This is a genomic window from Ralstonia sp. TCR112 (genome assembly GCF_007997035.1).
Taxonomy (GTDB): Bacteria; Pseudomonadota; Gammaproteobacteria; order Burkholderiales; family Burkholderiaceae; genus Ralstonia; species Ralstonia edaphi.
Genome location: NZ_VOSS01000096.1, coordinates 1 through 16967, shown reverse-complemented (window position 1 = coordinate 16967; position 16967 = coordinate 1). Strand labels below are relative to the sequence as shown.

Here is a 16967-nt window from a genome sequence, read left to right as displayed (position 1 = left end):
AACTGAGTGGATTCATGGAACATCTCGACGTCGGCCCCCTGAAGACGGCGCGCGGCACCATCAAGCTGCCTGGCTCGAAGAGCATCTCCAATCGTGTGCTGCTGCTCGCCGCGCTCGCGCAGGGCGAAACCGTGGTGCGCGACCTGCTCGACTCTGACGACACGCGGGTCATGCTGGATGCGCTTGGCAAGCTCGGCGTATCGGTCGAAGCCCTGGGCGACAACGCGTACCGTGTGACCGGCACCGGCGGCCGTTTCCCGAACAAGTCGGCCGACCTCTTCATGGGCAACGCGGGCACAGCCATCCGTCCGCTGACGGCCGCGCTGGCGCTGCAAGGCGGCGAATACACGCTGCACGGCGTGCCCCGCATGCACGAACGGCCGATCGGCGACTTGGTCGATGGCCTGCGCCAAGTCGGGGCGCGCATCGACTACACGGGCAACGAAGGTTATCCGCCCCTGGCGATCCACGCCGCGCCGATCAGGATCGACGCTCCGATTCGCGTACGCGGCGATGTGTCAAGCCAGTTCCTGACGGCACTGCTGATGGCGTTGCCTCTGGTGGAGTCTGCCGGCAACGTCACGATCGAAGTGGTCGGCGAGTTGATTTCCAAGCCGTACATCGAGATCACACTGAATCTGATGGCGCGCTTCGGCGTGCAGCTCGCGCGGGACGGTTGGTCATCGTTCACCGTGCCGACGGGCGTGGCCTACAAGGCGCCGGGCGAGATCTTTGTGGAAGGCGATGCCTCGTCGGCGTCTTACTTCCTGGCTGCCGGGGCGCTCGGCGGCGGGCCGGTGCGCGTGGAGGGTGTCGGCATGTCCAGCATCCAGGGCGATGTCCGCTTTGCCGACGCGCTGAACCGCATGGGCGCCAACGTCATGGCTGGCGGCAACTGGATCGAAGTGCGCGGCGTCGAGCGCGATGACGGCAAGCTGCACGCCGTCGAGTTGGATTGCAACCACATTCCAGATGCGGCAATGACGTTGGCGGTCGCTGCGCTGTTTGCCGACGGCACGACCACGCTGACGAACATCGCGAGCTGGCGCGTCAAGGAAACCGACCGCCTGAGCGCCATGGCCACCGAACTGCGCAAGCTCGGCGCCGAGGTGGAAGAGGGCGCAGACTACATTCGCGTGACGCCTCCGTCGCAATGGACGCCGCCCGCTGGCGGCATCGACACCTACGATGATCATCGTATGGCGATGGCTTTCTCGCTGGCGGCGTTCGGCCCGGTGCTGGTGCGCATCAACGACCCGCGCTGCGTCGCCAAGACGTTCCCGGAATACTTCACGGCGTTCGGTGGCATCACCGCTTGACCCGCAATTAACTGCCAGCACCCACCATGTCCGACACTGCCGCTTCCACGCCGTACCCGGTCATCACCATCGACGGTCCGACCGCATCGGGCAAGGGCACGGTCGCCCACCAAGTCGCTGATCTGCTTGGTTTTCACCTGCTGGATAGTGGGTCGCTGTACCGGCTGGTGGCGCTTGCCAGCATGCGCGAGAACATCGACGACCATGACGTTGACAGCCTCGTGCGTATCGCTCGCGACTTGGATGTGCGTTTCAAGGCAGACCATATCTGGCTCAAGGGTGAAGATGTGAGCTTGGCTTTGCGTCATGAGTCGGTCGGCAACCAGGCGTCGGCCATCGCCGTGCATGGCGCGGTGCGTGAGGCGTTGCACGCACGTCAGCGGGCGTTCCTTGAGGCGCCCGGCCTGGTGGCTGACGGCCGCGACATGGGCACGGTGGTTTTCCCCGAAGCGGTGCTCAAGGTGTTCCTGACGGCGAGCGTGCAGGCACGCGCCGAGCGGCGCTATAAACAATTGATTGCAAAGGGTTTTTCTGCTACAGTGGAAAGTCTTTCGCAGGACTTGGAGGCGCGTGATTTGCGGGATCGTACCCGCAGTGTCGCGCCGTTGCGTCCGGCGCAAGATGCGCGGCAACTGGATTCGTCCGACATGACGGTCGATGAAGTGGTCGCGCAGGTACTGGACTGGTACCGCCAGGTGCAGGGCGCCAACAAGGCGAACTGAACCGGCTGAACTGGTTCGATCTCGGTGCCGGTGGCATGTCGCTGCCGGCGGTTGTTCAACTCGTAACCCCGCATGCGTGTCTTCGCCCATTCTGCGAAAGCAATGCGAGGCATGTTGTGCGGATGCCTATCTTTTATGTCCCAAACTAACGAATCTTTTGCCGCCCTGTTCGAAGAGTCGATCGCCAAGTCCAATATGAAGGCTGGCGAAGTGATCTCTGCGGAAGTTGTGCGTATCGACCACAACTTCGTCGTTGTGAACGCGGGCCTGAAGTCTGAAGCTTTTGTTCCGGTCGAAGAATTCCTGAACGATCAGGGCGAGCTGGAAGTGCAAGTCGGCGACTACGTTTCGGTCGCGATCGACGCACTGGAAAACGGCTACGGCGACACCATCCTGTCGCGCGACAAGGCCAAGCGTCTGGCTTCGTGGCTGAACCTTGAGAAGGCACTGGAATCCGGCGAGATCATCTCCGGTACGGTGACTGGCAAGGTCAAGGGCGGCCTGACCGTCATGGTCAACGGTATTCGTGCATTCCTGCCGGGTTCGCTCGTCGATGTGCGTCCGATCAAGGACACCACGCCGTACGAAGGCAAGACCCTCGAATTCAAGGTCATCAAGCTGGACCGCAAGCGCAACAACGTTGTGCTGTCGCGCCGTGCCGTGGTTGAAGCCACGCTGGGCGAAGAGCGTCAGAAGCTGATGGAAACGCTCAAGGAAGGCGCGATCGTCAACGGTATCGTCAAGAACATCACCGACTACGGCGCGTTCGTGGATCTGGGTGGCATCGACGGCCTGCTGCACATCACCGACCTGGCATGGCGTCGTGTGCGCCACCCGAGCGAAGTTCTGTTGGTTGGTCAGGAAATCACCGCCAAGATCCTCAAGTTCGACCAAGAGAAGAACCGCGTCTCGCTGGGCGTCAAGCAACTGGGCGAAGATCCGTGGGTCGGCATCTCGCGCCGCTACCCGCAAGGCACCCGCCTGTTCGGCAAGGTGACCAATCTGACCGACTACGGCGCGTTCGTCGAGATCGAAGCCGGCATCGAAGGCCTGGTGCACGTGTCGGAAATGGACTGGACCAACAAGAACGTTGCTCCGTCCAAGGTTGTCCAGCTGGGCGACGAAGTGGAAGTCATGGTCCTGGACATCGACGAAGACAAGCGTCGTATCAGCCTGGGCATGAAGCAGTGCAAGGCCAACCCGTGGGACGACTTCGCTCGCAACCACAAGAAGGGCGACAAGCTGGCCGGCCAGATCAAGTCGATCACCGACTTCGGCGTGTTCATCGGTCTGCCGGGCGGCATCGATGGCCTGGTGCACCTGTCGGACCTGTCGTGGCAAGAGACTGGCGAAGAAGCCGTTCGCAAGTACAAGAAGGGCGACGAAGTGGAAGCCGTTGTGCTGGCCATCGATGTCGACAAGGAACGCATCTCGCTGGGTATCAAGCAACTGTCGGGCGATCCGTTCAACAACTTCATCTCGACCAACGACAAGGGCTCGATCGTGCAGGTCACGATCAAGGCCGTTGATCCGAAGGGTGCCGTGGTGCAGCTGGCTGACGACGTGGAAGGCTACCTGCGCGCCTCGGAAATCTCGAGCGATCGCGTGGAAGATGCCCGCAACGTGCTGAAGGAAGGCGAAACGATGACCGCGATGATCGTCAACATCGATCGCAAGTCGCGCAACATCAACGTTTCCATCAAGGCGAAGGACAGCGCCGACCAACAGGAAGCGATGCAGAAGTTCTCGGCGGATACCGGCGCAGCTGGTACCACGAACCTCGGCGCGCTGCTGAAGGCCAAGCTGAACGAAACCAACCAGTAAGCATCCGCTGGGTCGACCCTAAAGAACGACGAGGACGCGCGCACGATGCCCATGACCAAGTCCGAACTCGTGGAAAAGCTGGCCGCCCGCTTTCCGCAGCTGCTGCTGCGGGACGCCGATATCGCGGTCAAGACGATCCTGGATGCGATGTCCGACGCCTTGGCGGACGGCCACCGCATCGAGATCCGCGGATTCGGCAGCTTCGGTCTGAATCGTCGTCCGCCCCGCGTCGGTCGCAATCCCAAGTCCGGTGAGAAGGTGCTGGTACCCGAAAAGCGTGTGCCACACTTCAAAGCCGGCAAGGAGTTGCGCGAACGGGTTGACCGCAGCCTCGAGCGACAAGGCGAGCCTTCTTCGGAGGGCGAGTCTGCTGTGTCGCTCGCGGCTGTAAAGGCTGCGCGACAGGTTGACAGCACCCGCCAGGCTGCCGGTTTTCCGGTAGACACCGCGGTGCCGCTGGCCATGTCGCGCTGAGGCCAGGCAGCATTTGGTAGTTTCAGGAACGCCCCGCTCGCCGGGGCGTTTTTTATTCTGGCAGTGCTTGTCTGCCGCCAAGCCTGGCGTGGCTTGCCGGCATATGAATCCGCTACAATGCGGCACAACACGGCAATCGCGCCGCATCCGGCTGCTGCACCGCCGCCCGTTTCCGAATCCGCATGAAATTTCTCGTCTGGGTCATCCGCATCCTGTTGTTTGTGCTGCTCTTCGTGCTGGCACTGCACAACACGGCGGAAGTCTCGCTCGTGCTGCCGTTGGGCGTGGTCTGGCACGCACCGTTGATCCTGATCGCCTTGGCGTTCTTTGTCGCCGGTATCTTGCTGGCCATGCTGGCGATGGCGCCGCGCGTCATGCGGCATCGCTTCACGGCAAGCCGCCTGCGTCGCCAGATCGGTCGCATGGAGAAGGCCGAAGAGGTGACCGAGGTGCCGACGCCCGTTGTTGCCGATTCTCCGTATCACGTTCCCGGCCCCAAGGTCTGACGCATGGATTTTGATCTCTGGTGGCTGTTAGCCATCCCCCTGGTGTTTGGCTTGGGCTGGGTGGCTGCGCGGCTCGACGCTCGCCAGTTGCGCACCGAACAATCGTCGCTGCCGCGCTCGTATTTCAAGGGCCTGAATTTTCTGCTCAACGAGCAGCCGGACAAGGCCATCGACGCCTTCATTGAAGTGGCGCGGCTGGACCCGGAGACCACCGAACTGCACTTTGCGCTCGGCAGCCTGTTCCGCCGGCGCGGCGAAACGGAACGCGCCATTCGCGTTCACCAAAACCTCGTCAATCGTCCCGATCTGCCGTCCAATGAACGCGATCACGCGTTGTTTGAACTTGGGCAGGATTTTCTGCGCGCGGGCCTGCTGGATCGCGCCGAGGAATCCCTGCGCATGCTGATGGAAGGCACATTTGCCGAGCCAGCCAAGCGCGTGCTGCTCGAGTTGTATGAAGTCGAGAAGGAGTGGCGCAAGGCCATTGACGCCGCCCGAGAATTGCAGAATCTGCAAGGCAAGGATTACGCCGTGCAGATCGCGCAGTTCTGCTGCGAAGTCGCGCAGGAAGCGCTGCAACGCAAGGACGTGCCGACCGCCGTCGAGTGGCTGGAGCGTGCGCTGCAGGAGAATCCCAAGAACGTGCGCGCCACCATCCAGTTGGGCGATGTGGCGCAAGGGCAGGGCGATGTTGAAGGCGCCATCAAGCGTTGGCGCAGCATCGAGCAGCAAAACACGGCGTTCTTGCCGCTGGTGGCCGAACGGCTGATGAAGGCCTACACGCAGCTAGGCCGCGCCGCCGAGGGGTTGGCCTGGCTGCGCTCCAAGATGGACGCACGCCTGGGCCCCGAACTGCTTGATACCGTCTACAAATACGAATTGGACGTACACGGCATCGATGATGCGGTGGCGCTGATGCGCGACCAGATTCGTCGTCAGCCTTCGTTGATGGCGTTGACGCGGCTGGTGGAAGCCGAAGCGACCCGTGCGTCTGAGGCCGTTGGCCATGAAGCGCCCGCGACAGTCGATGTGGCGGAGAGTGCGCTGGCTGACCCGGTCGAAGCGGGAAGCAATGCCGACATCCAGCGCGCGCAGGATCTCGGCGCGATCCGCGATCTGCTGCAAAGCCGTACCCGCAATCTGGCGCGCTATACCTGTCAGGAGTGCGGTTTCCGCGCACGTCTGTTCTATTGGCAGTGCCCCGGCTGCAACCGCTGGGAAACGTATGCTCCTCGCCGTACCGAGACGCTCGGCGGCAGTGGCGGCGCCAGCATGTAATTCAGTCCGGCGCGGTAGGTGTGTAGCGGCCGCGCTGGCGCTTTTTTAATTTTTAAGTGTTCGTATGAAAATCACCATCATCGGTAGCGGTTATGTCGGTCTGGTCACCGGCGCATGTCTGGCGGAGCTGGGCAACGATGTGTTCTGCCTCGACGTCGACCAGAAGAAGATCGACCTGCTCAACGCCGGCGGCGTGCCCATCTACGAACCGGGCCTCAAGGAGCTGATCGAGCGTAACCGCGCGGCTGGCCGCATCCAGTTTTCGACCGACGTGGCTGCCAGCGTGGCGCACGGCGATGTGCAATTCATCGCTGTTGGCACGCCGCCCGATGAAGATGGCTCGGCCGACCTGAAATACGTGCTGGCGGCTGCCCGCAACATCGCCCAGCACATGACGGGCTTCAAGGTGATCGTCGACAAATCGACGGTGCCCGTGGGAACGGGCGACAAGGTGCGCGCTGCGGTTGGCGAAGTGCTGGCAACGCGTGGCAAGTCGGACATCGGCTTCTCGGTCGTGTCGAACCCGGAGTTCCTGAAAGAAGGCGCTGCGGTGGACGACTTCATGCGTCCGGATCGCATCGTGCTGGGCACCTATGGCGACGCCGATGGCCTGCGCGCCAAGGCCATCATGCGCACGCTTTACGCGCCGTTCAACCGCAACCACGAGCGCACGTTCTACATGGACGTGCGCTCTGCCGAGTTCACCAAATACGCCGCCAATTCGATGCTGGCCACGCGCATCTCGTTCATGAACGAGATGGCCAATCTGGCCGACAAGGTGGGCGCCGACATCGAACTCGTTCGCCTGGGCATCGGCTCCGACCCGCGTATCGGCTACAGCTTCCTCTACGCCGGCACCGGCTACGGCGGTTCGTGCTTCCCCAAGGACGTGCAGGCGCTGGTGCGCACGGCGCAGGAGTACGGTCAGACGCTGCATGTGCTGGAAGCCGTTGAAGCCGTCAACGACAAGCAGAAGGAAGTGCTGGTCGGCAAGATCGAAGACCGCATGGGCGCGGACCTGACGGGCCGCACGTTCGCCATTTGGGGCCTGGCGTTCAAGCCGAACACTGATGACATGCGCGAGGCTCCGAGCCGTATCCTGATTGCCGCGCTGCTGGCCCGTGGCGCACGGGTTCAAGTGTATGACCCCGTTGCGATGGAAGAAGCTCGTCATGCGCTGGGCCTTGATCTTTCTGCTGAGCAACTGGAACGCGTGACGTTCTGCGCCGGTCAGATGGACGCGCTCAAGGATGCCGACGCGCTGGTCATCGTGACCGAGTGGAAGGCATTCCGCAGCCCGGACTTCAACGCCGTGAAGGCCCTGTTGAAGACGCCGATGGTGTTCGACGGTCGCAACCTGTTCGAGCCGCAAGCCATGCGCGAAGCGGGCTTTGAATACCAGGCCATCGGGCGTTCCACCCAATCGTAATTACCAAGAGCCACCGGCCGCTGCCGACGCCCAGACACATGACCACGCTCGCTTCCGAACAGATCCACGCCGCCCGCATTCTCGTGGTCGGCGACATGATGCTCGACCGCTACTGGTTTGGAGACGTCGACAGGATTTCGCCGGAAGCGCCGGTGCCCGTCGTGCAGATCAAGCGCCAGGACGAACGCCTTGGCGGTGCCGCCAACGTGGCGCGCAACGTGGCGGCGCTCGGCGCGCAGGCGGCCATGCTCGGTGTGATTGGCGACGATGAGCCGGGCCGGAGCATCGAAACGCTGCTCGGCGAGAGCCACGTCACCGGTCACCTGCATCGGGATCCGGCAGTCAACACGACGATCAAGCTGCGCGTGCTGGCACGTCAGCAACAATTGATTCGCGTCGATTTCGAGAACGCGCCCACGCACGAAGTGCTGATGTCGGTGCTCGACCGTTTTTCCACGCTGGTGCCGCAGCACGACGTGGTGGTGCTGTCGGACTACGGCAAGGGCGGTCTCACGCATGTCGGCAAGATGATCGAGACGTCGCGCCAGGCGGGCCGCCGCGTGCTGGTGGACCCCAAGGGCGACGATTATTCGCGCTACAGGGGCGCCACCATGATCACGCCCAACCGCGCTGAAATGCGCCAGGTGGTCGGCTCGTGGAAGTCGGAACAGGACCTCACCATCCGTGCACAGAATCTGCGCCGCGAACTGCAGCTCGAAGCGCTCCTGCTTACGCGTTCGGAAGAGGGGATGACGCTCTACACCGAACACGAAGTGCTGCATGTGTCGGCGCAGGCGCGCGAGGTGTTCGATGTTTCGGGCGCGGGCGATACCGTCATCGCGACGCTGGCCACGCTGCTGGGCGCCGGCGCAAACATCAAGGAAGCCGTGCAGTACGCGAATCGCGCCGGCGGCATCGTCGTCGGCAAGCTGGGCACGGCCGTCGTCACGCACGCAGAACTCTTCAACTGATCACCTGATCAACAGATCATGACCATCATCGTCACCGGCGCGGCCGGCTTCATCGGCGCCAACATCGTCAAGGGCCTGAACGAGCGCGGCGAGACCGACATCATCGCCGTCGACAATCTCACGCGGGCCGACAAGTTCAAGAACATCGTCGACTGCCAGATCAGCGATTACCTCGACAAGACCGATTTTGTCGAGCGCTTTGCGCGCGGCGAGTTCGGCAAGGTCCGCGCGATCTTCCATGAAGGCGCCTGCTCCGACACCATGGAGACCGATGGCCGCTACATGATGGACAACAACTACCGCTACTCGTTGGCGGTGATGCGCGCGTGTCTGGACCAGGGCGTGCAGTTCCTCTATGCGTCATCGGCGGCCACGTACGGCGCGTCGGAAACCTTCCGCGAAGAGCCCGAGTTCGAGCGGCCGCTGAACGTGTACGGCTATTCCAAGCTGCTGTTCGACCAAGTCGTGCGCCGTGTCATGCCGACCGCGCTGTCGCAGATCGTCGGCTTCCGTTACTTCAACGTCTATGGCCCGCGCGAGCAACACAAGGGGCGCATGGCGTCGGTGGCATTCCACAACTTCAACCAGTTCCGCGCTGAAGGCACCGTCAAGCTGTTCGGCGAGTACAACGGCTATCCGCAAGGCGGCCAGATGCGCGATTTCGTGTCGGTGGAAGATGTGGTGAAAGTCAACCTGTTCTTCTTCGACAATCCGGACAAGTCAGGCATCTTCAACCTCGGAACGGGCCGCGCGCAGCCGTTCAACGACATCGCCACGACAGTCGTGAACACACTGCGCGGAGCAGAAGGCAAGCCTGCGCTTTCCACCGAAGAACTGGCACAGGAAGGGCTCATCGAGTATGTGAAGTTTCCCGATGCATTGCGTGGCAAATATCAGTGCTTCACACAGGCTGATCAGTCCCGCCTGCGCGCAGCGGGCTACACGGCGCCGTTCCTGACGGTCCAGGAAGGCGTGGAGCGGTACTGCCAGTGGCTGTTGAAGCAGCCGGCCTGATTCCATAGCCGCCGCCAACAATCAGACAGCGTGTGACTTTTTGTTCGTTTCCTGCGGCGTCGCCACGGCGCTCTTTAAGATGTGTCGAAACCGCCACCCCGTGTGGCGGTTTTTTATTCCCAACACCAAGGAGAAACACATGTTGAAGAAGCTGTTGGCCACCGCGTTGATGTCGCTGTCGATGCTGTCGGCCTCGTGGGCCGCTGTAGACGTGAACACCGCAGATCACGCAGCGCTGGAGACGTTGTCCGGCATCGGCCCCAAGCGTTCCAAGTCGATCATTGAAGAGCGCACCAAGAACGGGCCGTACAAAGACGCCGCCGACTTCAAGGCGCGGGTGGCCGGCATTGGTGACAAGACGCTCACCAAGCTGGAAAACGAGGGCCTGACGTTCGGTACGCCGGCGCCTGCCCCCGTTCCGGCCAAGAAGGACGCCAAGGACGCGAAGAAGAAGTAAGCGCTTCCGGCCTTGCTGTCGATAACGCCCCGTCCGAGCGGGGCGTTTCGCCATGTGTGGGGGAGGGATTTGGGCTGCATTACAATGCTTCGATTCCCGTCCCTCACGCATCATGGCCTACCTCACCATCGAAGACACCATCGGCAACACACCGCTGGTTCAGCTCCAACGCATTCCCGGCGAAGGCAACGCGCGCCGCGGCAATGTCATCCTCGGCAAACTTGAGGGCAATAACCCGGCCGGCTCGGTTAAGGACCGCCCAGCGCTGTCCATGATCAAGCGCGCTGAAGCGCGAGGCCGCATCAAGCCGGGCGATACGCTGATCGAATCGACGTCGGGCAATACCGGCATTGCGCTGGCCATGGCTGCCGCCGTGCGCGGCTACAAGATGGTGCTGATCATGCCGGAAGACCTGTCGGTGGAGCGCCGCCAGAGCATGGCGGCTTACGGCGCAGAGATCATCCTGACGCCAGTCAAGGGCGGGATGGAATACGCTCGCGACTTGGCCGACGCGATGGAGAAGGAAGGCAAGGGCGTCATCCTCGATCAGTTTGCGAACCCCGACAACCCGCTCTCGCACTACGAGACCACCGGCCCTGAACTGTGGCGTGACACCGAAGGCCGCATCACACATTTCGTTTCGGCGATGGGCACGACGGGCACGATTACCGGCGTCTCGCGCTTCCTGAAAGAGAAGAACGCCGACATCCAGATCATCGGCGCGCAGCCGGAAGAGGGTTCACGCATCCCCGGGATCCGCAAGTGGCCCGAAGCGTACATGCCGAAGATCTACGATCCCAAGTACATCGATCGCACCGAGCCGGTGAGCCAGTCCGACGCCGAACACATGGCACGTCGCATGGCTCGCGAAGAAGGGATCTTCTGCGGAATCTCCGCGGCCGGCGCGTTGTGCGTGGCGCTGCGTGTAGCTGAGGAAGTCGAGAACGCCACGATCGTTTTCGTGGTGTGCGACCGGGGCGATCGTTACCTGTCGACGGGCGTCTTCCCTGCCTGACGGGACGCCGCATCGCCATTAAAAAAAGCGCAGCCAAAGCTGCGCTTTTTCATTTGCGCTGACGGCGCATCAACCCTGCATCGCCTGCCGCACGGCCTGGCCCAGCTCGTACACCGCGGCCGCGTAGAAGAAGCTGCGGTTGTAGCGCGTCAGGACGTAGAAGTTGCGTAGGCCGACACGGTACTCGGTCGGTTGACCAGGTGTGGGCAGATCGATCATCAGCACTTCGGTTTCCTGCTCGCGAGCGACATCGACACCGGGAGCCAGCGCCAGGCCGGCGCGTGTGAGCTTGGATAGCGTCATGCCTGGATACGGCTGGCCGTCTGCAGCGGCGGCCGCAATGCCCTGGCTGTCGGCATCGCGGGCAATGTTCCACATCACGGGGCGGTTCGGCTCCCAGCCGTGCATCTGAAGGAATCGCGCGACGCTGCCGATGGCGTCCACCGCGCTGTTGCGCAGATCGATGTGGCCGTCGCGGTCGTAATCGATGGCGTATTCGCGGATGCTGGTCGGCATGAACTGCGGAATGCCAACTGCGCCCGCATACGAACCCAGGACCGAAAACGTGTCCGTGCCCGTGTCCCGGCACCAGAGCAGGAAATCCTTCAACTGGTTGCGGAACATCGTGCTGCGGTCTTCGCGGTTGGGCGTGTCGGGGTAGTCGAAGGCCAGCGTGGACAGCGCATCCATCACGCGGAAGTTGCCCATGTCGCGGCCGTAGATGGTCTCGACGCCCAGGATGCCCACGATCACGTCGGCCGGCACGCCGAATTCGTTTTCGGCGCGCCGCAGCGTGTCGCCGTATTGCTGCCAGAAGCGTACGCCGGCGCCAATCCGGATGGGTTCGATGAAGCGGCCGCGATACGCCGTCCAGCTCCGACGCGACGGCGTGGGCGGCGGCAGGATCAGGCGCGCCACCGTGGCGGAATAAGCCGTGCCGGCAAACAGCGTATCGAGCGACGTCCGGTCAAAGTTGTACTGCGCGACGAGCATGCCGATGAAGGCCTGCGTTTGCGGATTGTTGCGATAACGATCGGGGTCGATCTCTTCTTCATGCACCGCGACGCGGCGCTTAGGCGATTTGGCGGCCTTCTTGGCAGCCAGCGAGAGTGCCGGGAAGGAGAGCGCGGAGAGCGCTGCGCCAGCCACCAGGGCGCGCAATATGGGACGACGGAAAGAAGGCGATTGGCTCATGGGCGGGCTTCAAACGGGATCGGGGCATTGTAGCGGATGCGTCTGTGGGATCGCCCGGGCGCGCGGCGTTGTCGCACAGCCGTGCTAACGTAGCGGCTGGAGCCACTGAAGCACACCGGATCACAACAACATGGCGACCGGCCTCTACACGCATCCCGAATTCCTCCGGCACGAAATGGGACCGCACCATCCCGAATGCCCGGACCGCCTGCGCGCGATCGAAGACCAGCTCATCGCCAGCCGCATCGACGACCTGCTCGTCCCGTGCGAGGCGCCGCCTGCCACCGAGGCGCAGCTGTGTCGCGTGCATCGTGCCGAATACGTGCGCGAGCTGGTGGCCAGTGTGCCGATTGCCGGCTACATGCCGATCGATCCCGACACCTCGATGAACCCGCACACCTACATGGCGGCGGTGCTGGCTGCAGGTGCCGCGGTGGACGCCACCGACAAGGTCATCGCCGGCGAACTGGAAAATGCCTTCTGCAGCGTCCGCCCGCCTGGCCACCATGCCGAGCCCGGCCGCGCGATGGGCTTCTGCTTTTTTAACAACGTGGCCGTGGCCGCGCGCCATGCGCTGGAGCATCACGGCTTGCAGCGCGTGGCGATCGTCGACTTTGACGTGCACCACGGCAATGGCACCGAAGCGGCATTTATCGACGAGCCGCGCGTGCTGATGTGCAGCATCTTCCAGCACCCGTTCTATCCGTACTCTGGCTCCGAAACGGTGGCGGCCAACATGGTCAACATCCCGTTGCCGGCGTACACCAATGGCCTGACCGTGCGCGAGGTGGTGGAAACGATCTGGTTGCCGCGCCTCGACGCGTTCCGGCCCGAGATGCTGTTCATCTCCGCAGGCTTCGATGCGCACCGCGAAGATGATCTGGGCCAGATGGGCCTGGTCGAGGCGGACTACGCCTGGATCACGCAGCAGCTCATGCAGGTGGCCCGCACGCATGCCAAGGGCCGCATCGTCAGCTGCCTGGAAGGCGGTTACAACCTCAGCGCGCTCGGCCGCAGTGTCGTGGCGCACGTCAAGGCGCTGGCGGAGCTTTAAGCGGTCCACGATGACGAATCGTCGATGTCATTTGAAAAAGTAATAAAGACATCGTTAAAGAATCGTTCCTCGCATGTAGGGCCTGCCTTACACTAGCGCCTCATTCCAACAAAAAAGAGACGGCAACGGCCTCGAAACAGGGCGGTTGCCGTTTTTGTCTGTACGCATGATCGAACTTAAGGGGATATCGCAGCACTTCCGGGGAGCGGGCGGCCATGACGTCCACGCGCTGCGCGACGTCGACCTGACCATCAATCGGGGCGAGATTTTCGGCATCATCGGGCGCAGCGGCGCGGGCAAGAGCACGCTGGTCCGTGTCATCAACCTGCTGAATCGGCCGACCGCCGGCACCGTCACCGTGGCGGGGCAGGAACTCACTGCACTGAACGCCGATGGGCTGCGCCAGGCGCGCCGCAAGATCGGCATGATCTTCCAGCACTTCAATTTGCTGTCGTCGCGCACCGTGTACGACAACGTGGCGTTGCCGCTGGAGTTGGCGGGCACATCGCGCGAACGCATCCGCGAGATCGTGCTGCCGCTGCTGGAACTGGTGGGCCTGTCCGCACACAAGGATCGCTACCCGGCACAGATTTCCGGTGGCCAGAAGCAGCGCGTCGGCATTGCGCGCGCGCTGGCGAGCCAGCCGGATGTGCTGCTCTCCGACGAGGCAACCTCCGCGCTCGACCCGGAGACGACGCGCTCGATTCTGGACCTGCTGCGCAAGATCAATCGCGAGCTTGGCTTGACCATCGTGCTGATCACGCACCAGATGGAAGTCATCAAGCAGGTGTGCGATCGCGTGGCGGTGCTCGACGCCGGCCGCGTGGTCGAGCTTGGTCGCGTCATCGACGTGTTCCTGAAGCCTGAGCACGACGTGACGCGCGCGCTCATCGGTGAGGTGATCTCGCAAGAGCTGCCGCCTTCCGTTCTGGCGCGCGTTGAAAGCCGCCTTACAGCACGGGAGCACGGGGGGCGTGACCACCTGTTCCGGCTTGCCTTTACCGGCGCAGGCGTGGACCAGCCGGTGCTGGCCCAGGCGATCCGCAACTACGGACTCGACTTCAACATCCTGCACGGCCATATCGACGAGATTCAGGGCCAGGCGTTCGGCTCGCTGGCGATCCTGGCGTCGGGCGAAACCGCAGACATCAACAACGCGATGAACTTCCTGCGCGAGCAAGGCGTGGTGGTCGAGGAGATCAATCATGTGGTCTGACCTGACCGATCTGTTTTTGCCCGCCTTCTGGGAAACGCTCGCCATGGTCGGTGTGTCAGGCGGCATTGGCGCGCTGTTCGGCGTGCCGCTGGGCGTGCTGCTGTATCTGACGACTGCCGGCGGCGTGTTGTCGGCGCCGGCGTTCAATCGCGTGGCCGGCCTCGTCGTCAATGCCGTGCGTTCGGTGCCGTTCATCATCCTGCTGGTCGCGGTGATTCCGTTCACGCGCTTGCTGGCCGGCTCGTCCATCGGCACCGCCGCGGCCATCGTGCCGCTGACGATTGCTGCGATTCCGTTTGTTGCGCGCCTGGTCGAGACTGCGCTGCGTGAAGTGGACCGTGGCCTGATCGAAGCCGCGCAGTCGATGGGCGCGACGACCGGCCAACTCGTCTACAAGGTGCTGCTGCCGGAAGCGATGCCGGGCATCCTGGCCGGTCTGACGATCACCTTCGTCAGCCTTGTCGGCTACTCGGCGATGGCCGGCACCATCGGAGGCGGCGGCCTGGGCGACCTGGGTATCCGCTACGGCTATCAGCGCTATGAATCGGACATCATGCTGGCGGTTGTCGTCATCCTGATCGTCTTTGTGCAGGCGGTGCAATCGACGGGCGATTGGCTCGTGCGCCGCCTGAGCCACCGTTAATCACTCAATCGACAGACACAACGAGGAAACACAATGAATCGCCGTCAACTGCTTCAATGGTCCGCGAGCCTTGGCGCCGCATTGGCACTGGTCGCAGGCAGCGCGCTCGCGCAAAGCAAGCCGATCAAGATCGGCGTGACCGCCGGTCCGCACGCCGAGATCATGGAAGAGGTGAAGAAGGTTGCCGAGAAGGACGGCCTGAAGCTCCAGATCGTCGAATTCAACGATTACATTCAGCCGAACGCGGCCCTGGCTGCCGGTGATCTGGACGCCAACAGCTATCAGCACCAGCCGTATCTGGACGACCAGATCGCCACGCGCGGCTACAAGTTCGTGAGCATCGGTCAGACCATCACCTTCCCGATGGGCATCTACTCCAAGAAGATCAAGTCGCTGAAGGAATTGAAGGACGGTGCGCGCTTCGGCCTGCCGAACGATCCGACCAACGGCGGCCGCGCGCTGCTGCTACTGCAATCGCAAGGCGTGATCAAGCTCAAGCCGAACGCCGGTTTCAAGGCTTCGCCGCGCGACGTGGCTGATAACCCGAAGAAGCTGAAGTTCGTCGAGCTCGACGCCGCGCAGCTGCCGCGCTCGCTGGATGATCTGGATGCCGCCGCCATCAACGGCAATTACGCTGAAAAGGCCGGCCTGGACCCGACCAAGGACGGCATCGCCATCGAAAATCCGAAGGGCCCGTATGCCAACGTGATCGCCATCCGCGTGGCCGACAAGGATCAACCCTGGGTCGCCAAGCTCGTGAAGGCGTATCATTCCGACGCCGTGAAGTCCTTCGTCAAGACGAAGTACAAAGATGCGGTGATTGTGGCTTGGTAACCACTTCGTGATCCTTCGGTGATCCGGTAGAGGGTTCTACCAAACAGATTGCCGGACGTTTGACTGGCGTCCGGCAAATTTTCGCGGTTAAAATAGCACGACCGTTCGGAAAAATTACGCGAGCGACCGGCCCCCCTTATAATGGCCGGCGTTTTGCAAAATCGTCTTATCAATTAGTGGAGTGAGCGCATGAAAGTCCTGGTCGCAGTCAAGCGCGTGATCGATTACAACGTGAAGGTTCGCGTGAAGACGGACGGCAGCGGTGTCGATCTTGCCAACGTCAAGATGAGCATGAACCCGTTCGATGAGATCGCCGTGGAAGAAGCGGTCCGCCTGAAGGAAGCGGGCGTCGCTACCGAAGTGATCGCCGTGTCGTGCGGCGTGACGCAGTGCCAGGAAACCCTGCGCACCGCCATGGCCATCGGTGCCGATCGCGGCATTCTGGTCGAAACCACTGAAGAGCTGCAGCCGCTGGCGGTCGCCAAGCTGCTCAAGGCGCTGGTCGACAAGGAACAGCCGCAGCTGATCATCCTCGGCAAGCAGGCGATTGACGACGATGCCAACCAGACCGGCCAGATGCTGGCCGCGCTGGCAGGGCTGCCGCAAGCCACGTTTGCCTCGAAGGTGCAGATTGCCGACGGCAAGGCTTCGGTGACGCGTGAAGTGGACGGCGGTCTGGAAACCCTGTCGGTCAAGCTGCCGGCCGTGGTCACCACCGACTTGCGCCTGAACGAGCCGCGCTACGTGACGCTGCCGAACATCATGAAGGCGAAGAAGAAGCAGCTCGACACGGTCAAGCCGGAAGACCTGGGCGTGGACGTTGCACCGCGCCTGAAGACGCTGAAGGTGGTCGAGCCCGCCAAGCGCAGCGCCGGCGTGATGGTGCCCGACGTGGCCACGCTGGTGTCCAAGCTCAAGACGGAAGCCAAGGTGCTGTAAACGGCGGGTTTGTAACCCTCCCGCAACGCACGCAACTTCACGCACACCGAACAGGCAGATCAAGATGACCGCACTCGT

The 16967-nt window shown here is 62.6% G+C and carries 17 protein-coding genes; 16 read left to right on the top strand and 1 reads right to left on the bottom strand.

What is annotated here, in order from left to right; all coding sequences use genetic code 11:
- Positions 1-14 precede the first annotated feature (14 nt).
- The 11 genes from aroA (at position 15) to cysM (ending at position 11009) form a co-directional block, all read left to right on the top strand.
- Positions 15-1319, top strand: coding sequence for a 3-phosphoshikimate 1-carboxyvinyltransferase (aroA, locus tag FUT88_RS21235; RefSeq protein WP_147218091.1), 1305 nt, complete (start codon positions 15-17; stop codon positions 1317-1319).
- Positions 1320-1345: 26 nt separating this feature from the next.
- Positions 1346-2041 carry a (d)CMP kinase gene (gene cmk / locus FUT88_RS21230; RefSeq protein ID WP_147218088.1) on the top strand — a complete coding sequence of 232 codons (696 nt, stop codon included), beginning with the start codon at positions 1346-1348 and terminating at the stop codon, positions 2039-2041.
- 135 nt (positions 2042-2176) lie between these two features.
- Entirely contained in the window at positions 2177-3865 is a 1689-nt protein-coding gene (gene rpsA / locus FUT88_RS21225; RefSeq protein WP_147218086.1) for a 30S ribosomal protein S1, read from the top strand.
- Between the two features lie 45 nt (positions 3866-3910).
- A complete protein-coding gene (locus tag FUT88_RS21220; RefSeq protein WP_147218083.1) occupies positions 3911-4339 on the top strand; it encodes an integration host factor subunit beta in 429 nt (142 codons plus the stop codon).
- A 182-nt stretch (positions 4340-4521) separates the two neighbouring features.
- Positions 4522-4845 carry a lipopolysaccharide assembly LapA domain-containing protein gene (locus FUT88_RS21215; protein WP_147218081.1) on the top strand — a complete coding sequence of 108 codons (324 nt, stop codon included), beginning with the start codon at positions 4522-4524 and terminating at the stop codon, positions 4843-4845.
- 3 nt (positions 4846-4848) lie between these two features.
- The gene (gene lapB, locus FUT88_RS21210) at positions 4849-6123 is read left to right on the top strand and encodes a lipopolysaccharide assembly protein LapB (protein ID WP_147218078.1); all 1275 of its coding nucleotides are present in this window, start codon (positions 4849-4851) and stop codon (positions 6121-6123) included.
- Positions 6124-6187: 64 nt separating this feature from the next.
- Positions 6188-7552: a UDP-glucose dehydrogenase family protein gene (locus FUT88_RS21205; RefSeq protein WP_147218075.1), complete on the top strand. Its 1365-nt coding sequence runs from the start codon at positions 6188-6190 to the stop codon at positions 7550-7552.
- 38 nt (positions 7553-7590) lie between these two features.
- Positions 7591-8523: a D-glycero-beta-D-manno-heptose-7-phosphate kinase gene (rfaE1, locus tag FUT88_RS21200; RefSeq protein WP_051530813.1), complete on the top strand. Its 933-nt coding sequence runs from the start codon at positions 7591-7593 to the stop codon at positions 8521-8523.
- A gap of 18 nt (positions 8524-8541) precedes the next feature.
- On the top strand, positions 8542-9537 hold the full coding sequence (rfaD, locus tag FUT88_RS21195) for an ADP-glyceromanno-heptose 6-epimerase (RefSeq protein ID WP_147218072.1): 996 nt from the start codon (positions 8542-8544) through the stop codon (positions 9535-9537).
- A gap of 139 nt (positions 9538-9676) precedes the next feature.
- A complete protein-coding gene (locus FUT88_RS21190; protein ID WP_147218070.1) occupies positions 9677-9994 on the top strand; it encodes a ComEA family DNA-binding protein in 318 nt (105 codons plus the stop codon).
- Between the two features lie 112 nt (positions 9995-10106).
- Positions 10107-11009 (top strand): cysteine synthase CysM, encoded by a 903-nt coding sequence (gene cysM / locus FUT88_RS21185; RefSeq protein WP_147218067.1) that lies wholly within the window; start codon positions 10107-10109, stop codon positions 11007-11009.
- Between the two features lie 69 nt (positions 11010-11078).
- On the opposite strand, the gene mltB is transcribed toward cysM, so the two are convergent.
- The gene (gene mltB, locus FUT88_RS21180; protein ID WP_147218065.1) at positions 11079-12203 is read right to left on the bottom strand and encodes a lytic murein transglycosylase B; all 1125 of its coding nucleotides are present in this window, start codon (positions 12201-12203) and stop codon (positions 11079-11081) included.
- A 130-nt stretch (positions 12204-12333) separates the two neighbouring features.
- Here mltB and FUT88_RS21175 point away from each other — a divergent pair, with 130 nt between their 5' ends.
- The 5 genes from FUT88_RS21175 to FUT88_RS21155 all read left to right on the top strand — a co-directional run bounded on the left by FUT88_RS21175 (position 12334) and on the right by FUT88_RS21155 (position 16889).
- Positions 12334-13257: a histone deacetylase family protein gene (locus tag FUT88_RS21175; RefSeq protein WP_147218063.1), complete on the top strand. Its 924-nt coding sequence runs from the start codon at positions 12334-12336 to the stop codon at positions 13255-13257.
- Between the two features lie 166 nt (positions 13258-13423).
- Positions 13424-14473, top strand: coding sequence for a methionine ABC transporter ATP-binding protein (locus FUT88_RS21170; RefSeq protein ID WP_147218059.1), 1050 nt, complete (start codon positions 13424-13426; stop codon positions 14471-14473).
- Complete coding sequence (locus FUT88_RS21165; RefSeq protein ID WP_027677866.1) at positions 14463-15116, top strand: methionine ABC transporter permease; 654 nt, start codon at positions 14463-14465, stop codon at positions 15114-15116. The genes FUT88_RS21170 and FUT88_RS21165 overlap by 11 nt, the downstream gene beginning before the upstream one ends.
- A 33-nt stretch (positions 15117-15149) precedes the next feature.
- Complete coding sequence (locus tag FUT88_RS21160) at positions 15150-15950, top strand: MetQ/NlpA family ABC transporter substrate-binding protein (RefSeq protein ID WP_147218056.1); 801 nt, start codon at positions 15150-15152, stop codon at positions 15948-15950.
- A gap of 189 nt (positions 15951-16139) precedes the next feature.
- A complete protein-coding gene (locus FUT88_RS21155; protein ID WP_027677864.1) occupies positions 16140-16889 on the top strand; it encodes an electron transfer flavoprotein subunit beta/FixA family protein in 750 nt (249 codons plus the stop codon).
- Positions 16890-16967 lie beyond the last annotated feature (78 nt).

What these genes read in the sequence shown, in the direction of transcription:
- FUT88_RS21160 (WP_147218056.1), top strand. Translation starts at nt 15,150, where the DNA reads ATGAATCGCCGTCAACTGCTTCAATGGTCCGCGAGCCTTGGCGCCGCA.
- rfaE1 (WP_051530813.1), top strand. Translation starts at nt 7,591, where the DNA reads ATGACCACGCTCGCTTCCGAACAGATCCACGCCGCCCGCATTCTCGTG.
- FUT88_RS21170 (WP_147218059.1), top strand. Translation starts at nt 13,424, where the DNA reads ATGATCGAACTTAAGGGGATATCGCAGCACTTCCGGGGAGCGGGCGGC.
- FUT88_RS21190 (WP_147218070.1), top strand. Translation starts at nt 9,677, where the DNA reads ATGTTGAAGAAGCTGTTGGCCACCGCGTTGATGTCGCTGTCGATGCTG.
- FUT88_RS21155 (WP_027677864.1), top strand. Translation starts at nt 16,140, where the DNA reads ATGAAAGTCCTGGTCGCAGTCAAGCGCGTGATCGATTACAACGTGAAG.
- lapB (WP_147218078.1), top strand. Translation starts at nt 4,849, where the DNA reads ATGGATTTTGATCTCTGGTGGCTGTTAGCCATCCCCCTGGTGTTTGGC.
- cysM (WP_147218067.1), top strand. Translation starts at nt 10,107, where the DNA reads ATGGCCTACCTCACCATCGAAGACACCATCGGCAACACACCGCTGGTT.
- rpsA (WP_147218086.1), top strand. Translation starts at nt 2,177, where the DNA reads ATGTCCCAAACTAACGAATCTTTTGCCGCCCTGTTCGAAGAGTCGATC.
- rfaD (WP_147218072.1), top strand. Translation starts at nt 8,542, where the DNA reads ATGACCATCATCGTCACCGGCGCGGCCGGCTTCATCGGCGCCAACATC.
- FUT88_RS21205 (WP_147218075.1), top strand. Translation starts at nt 6,188, where the DNA reads ATGAAAATCACCATCATCGGTAGCGGTTATGTCGGTCTGGTCACCGGC.
- FUT88_RS21215 (WP_147218081.1), top strand. Translation starts at nt 4,522, where the DNA reads ATGAAATTTCTCGTCTGGGTCATCCGCATCCTGTTGTTTGTGCTGCTC.
- mltB (WP_147218065.1), bottom strand. Translation starts at nt 12,203, where the DNA reads ATGAGCCAATCGCCTTCTTTCCGTCGTCCCATATTGCGCGCCCTGGTG.
- aroA (WP_147218091.1), top strand. Translation starts at nt 15, where the DNA reads ATGGAACATCTCGACGTCGGCCCCCTGAAGACGGCGCGCGGCACCATC.
- cmk (WP_147218088.1), top strand. Translation starts at nt 1,346, where the DNA reads ATGTCCGACACTGCCGCTTCCACGCCGTACCCGGTCATCACCATCGAC.
- FUT88_RS21165 (WP_027677866.1), top strand. Translation starts at nt 14,463, where the DNA reads ATGTGGTCTGACCTGACCGATCTGTTTTTGCCCGCCTTCTGGGAAACG.
- FUT88_RS21220 (WP_147218083.1), top strand. Translation starts at nt 3,911, where the DNA reads ATGCCCATGACCAAGTCCGAACTCGTGGAAAAGCTGGCCGCCCGCTTT.
- FUT88_RS21175 (WP_147218063.1), top strand. Translation starts at nt 12,334, where the DNA reads ATGGCGACCGGCCTCTACACGCATCCCGAATTCCTCCGGCACGAAATG.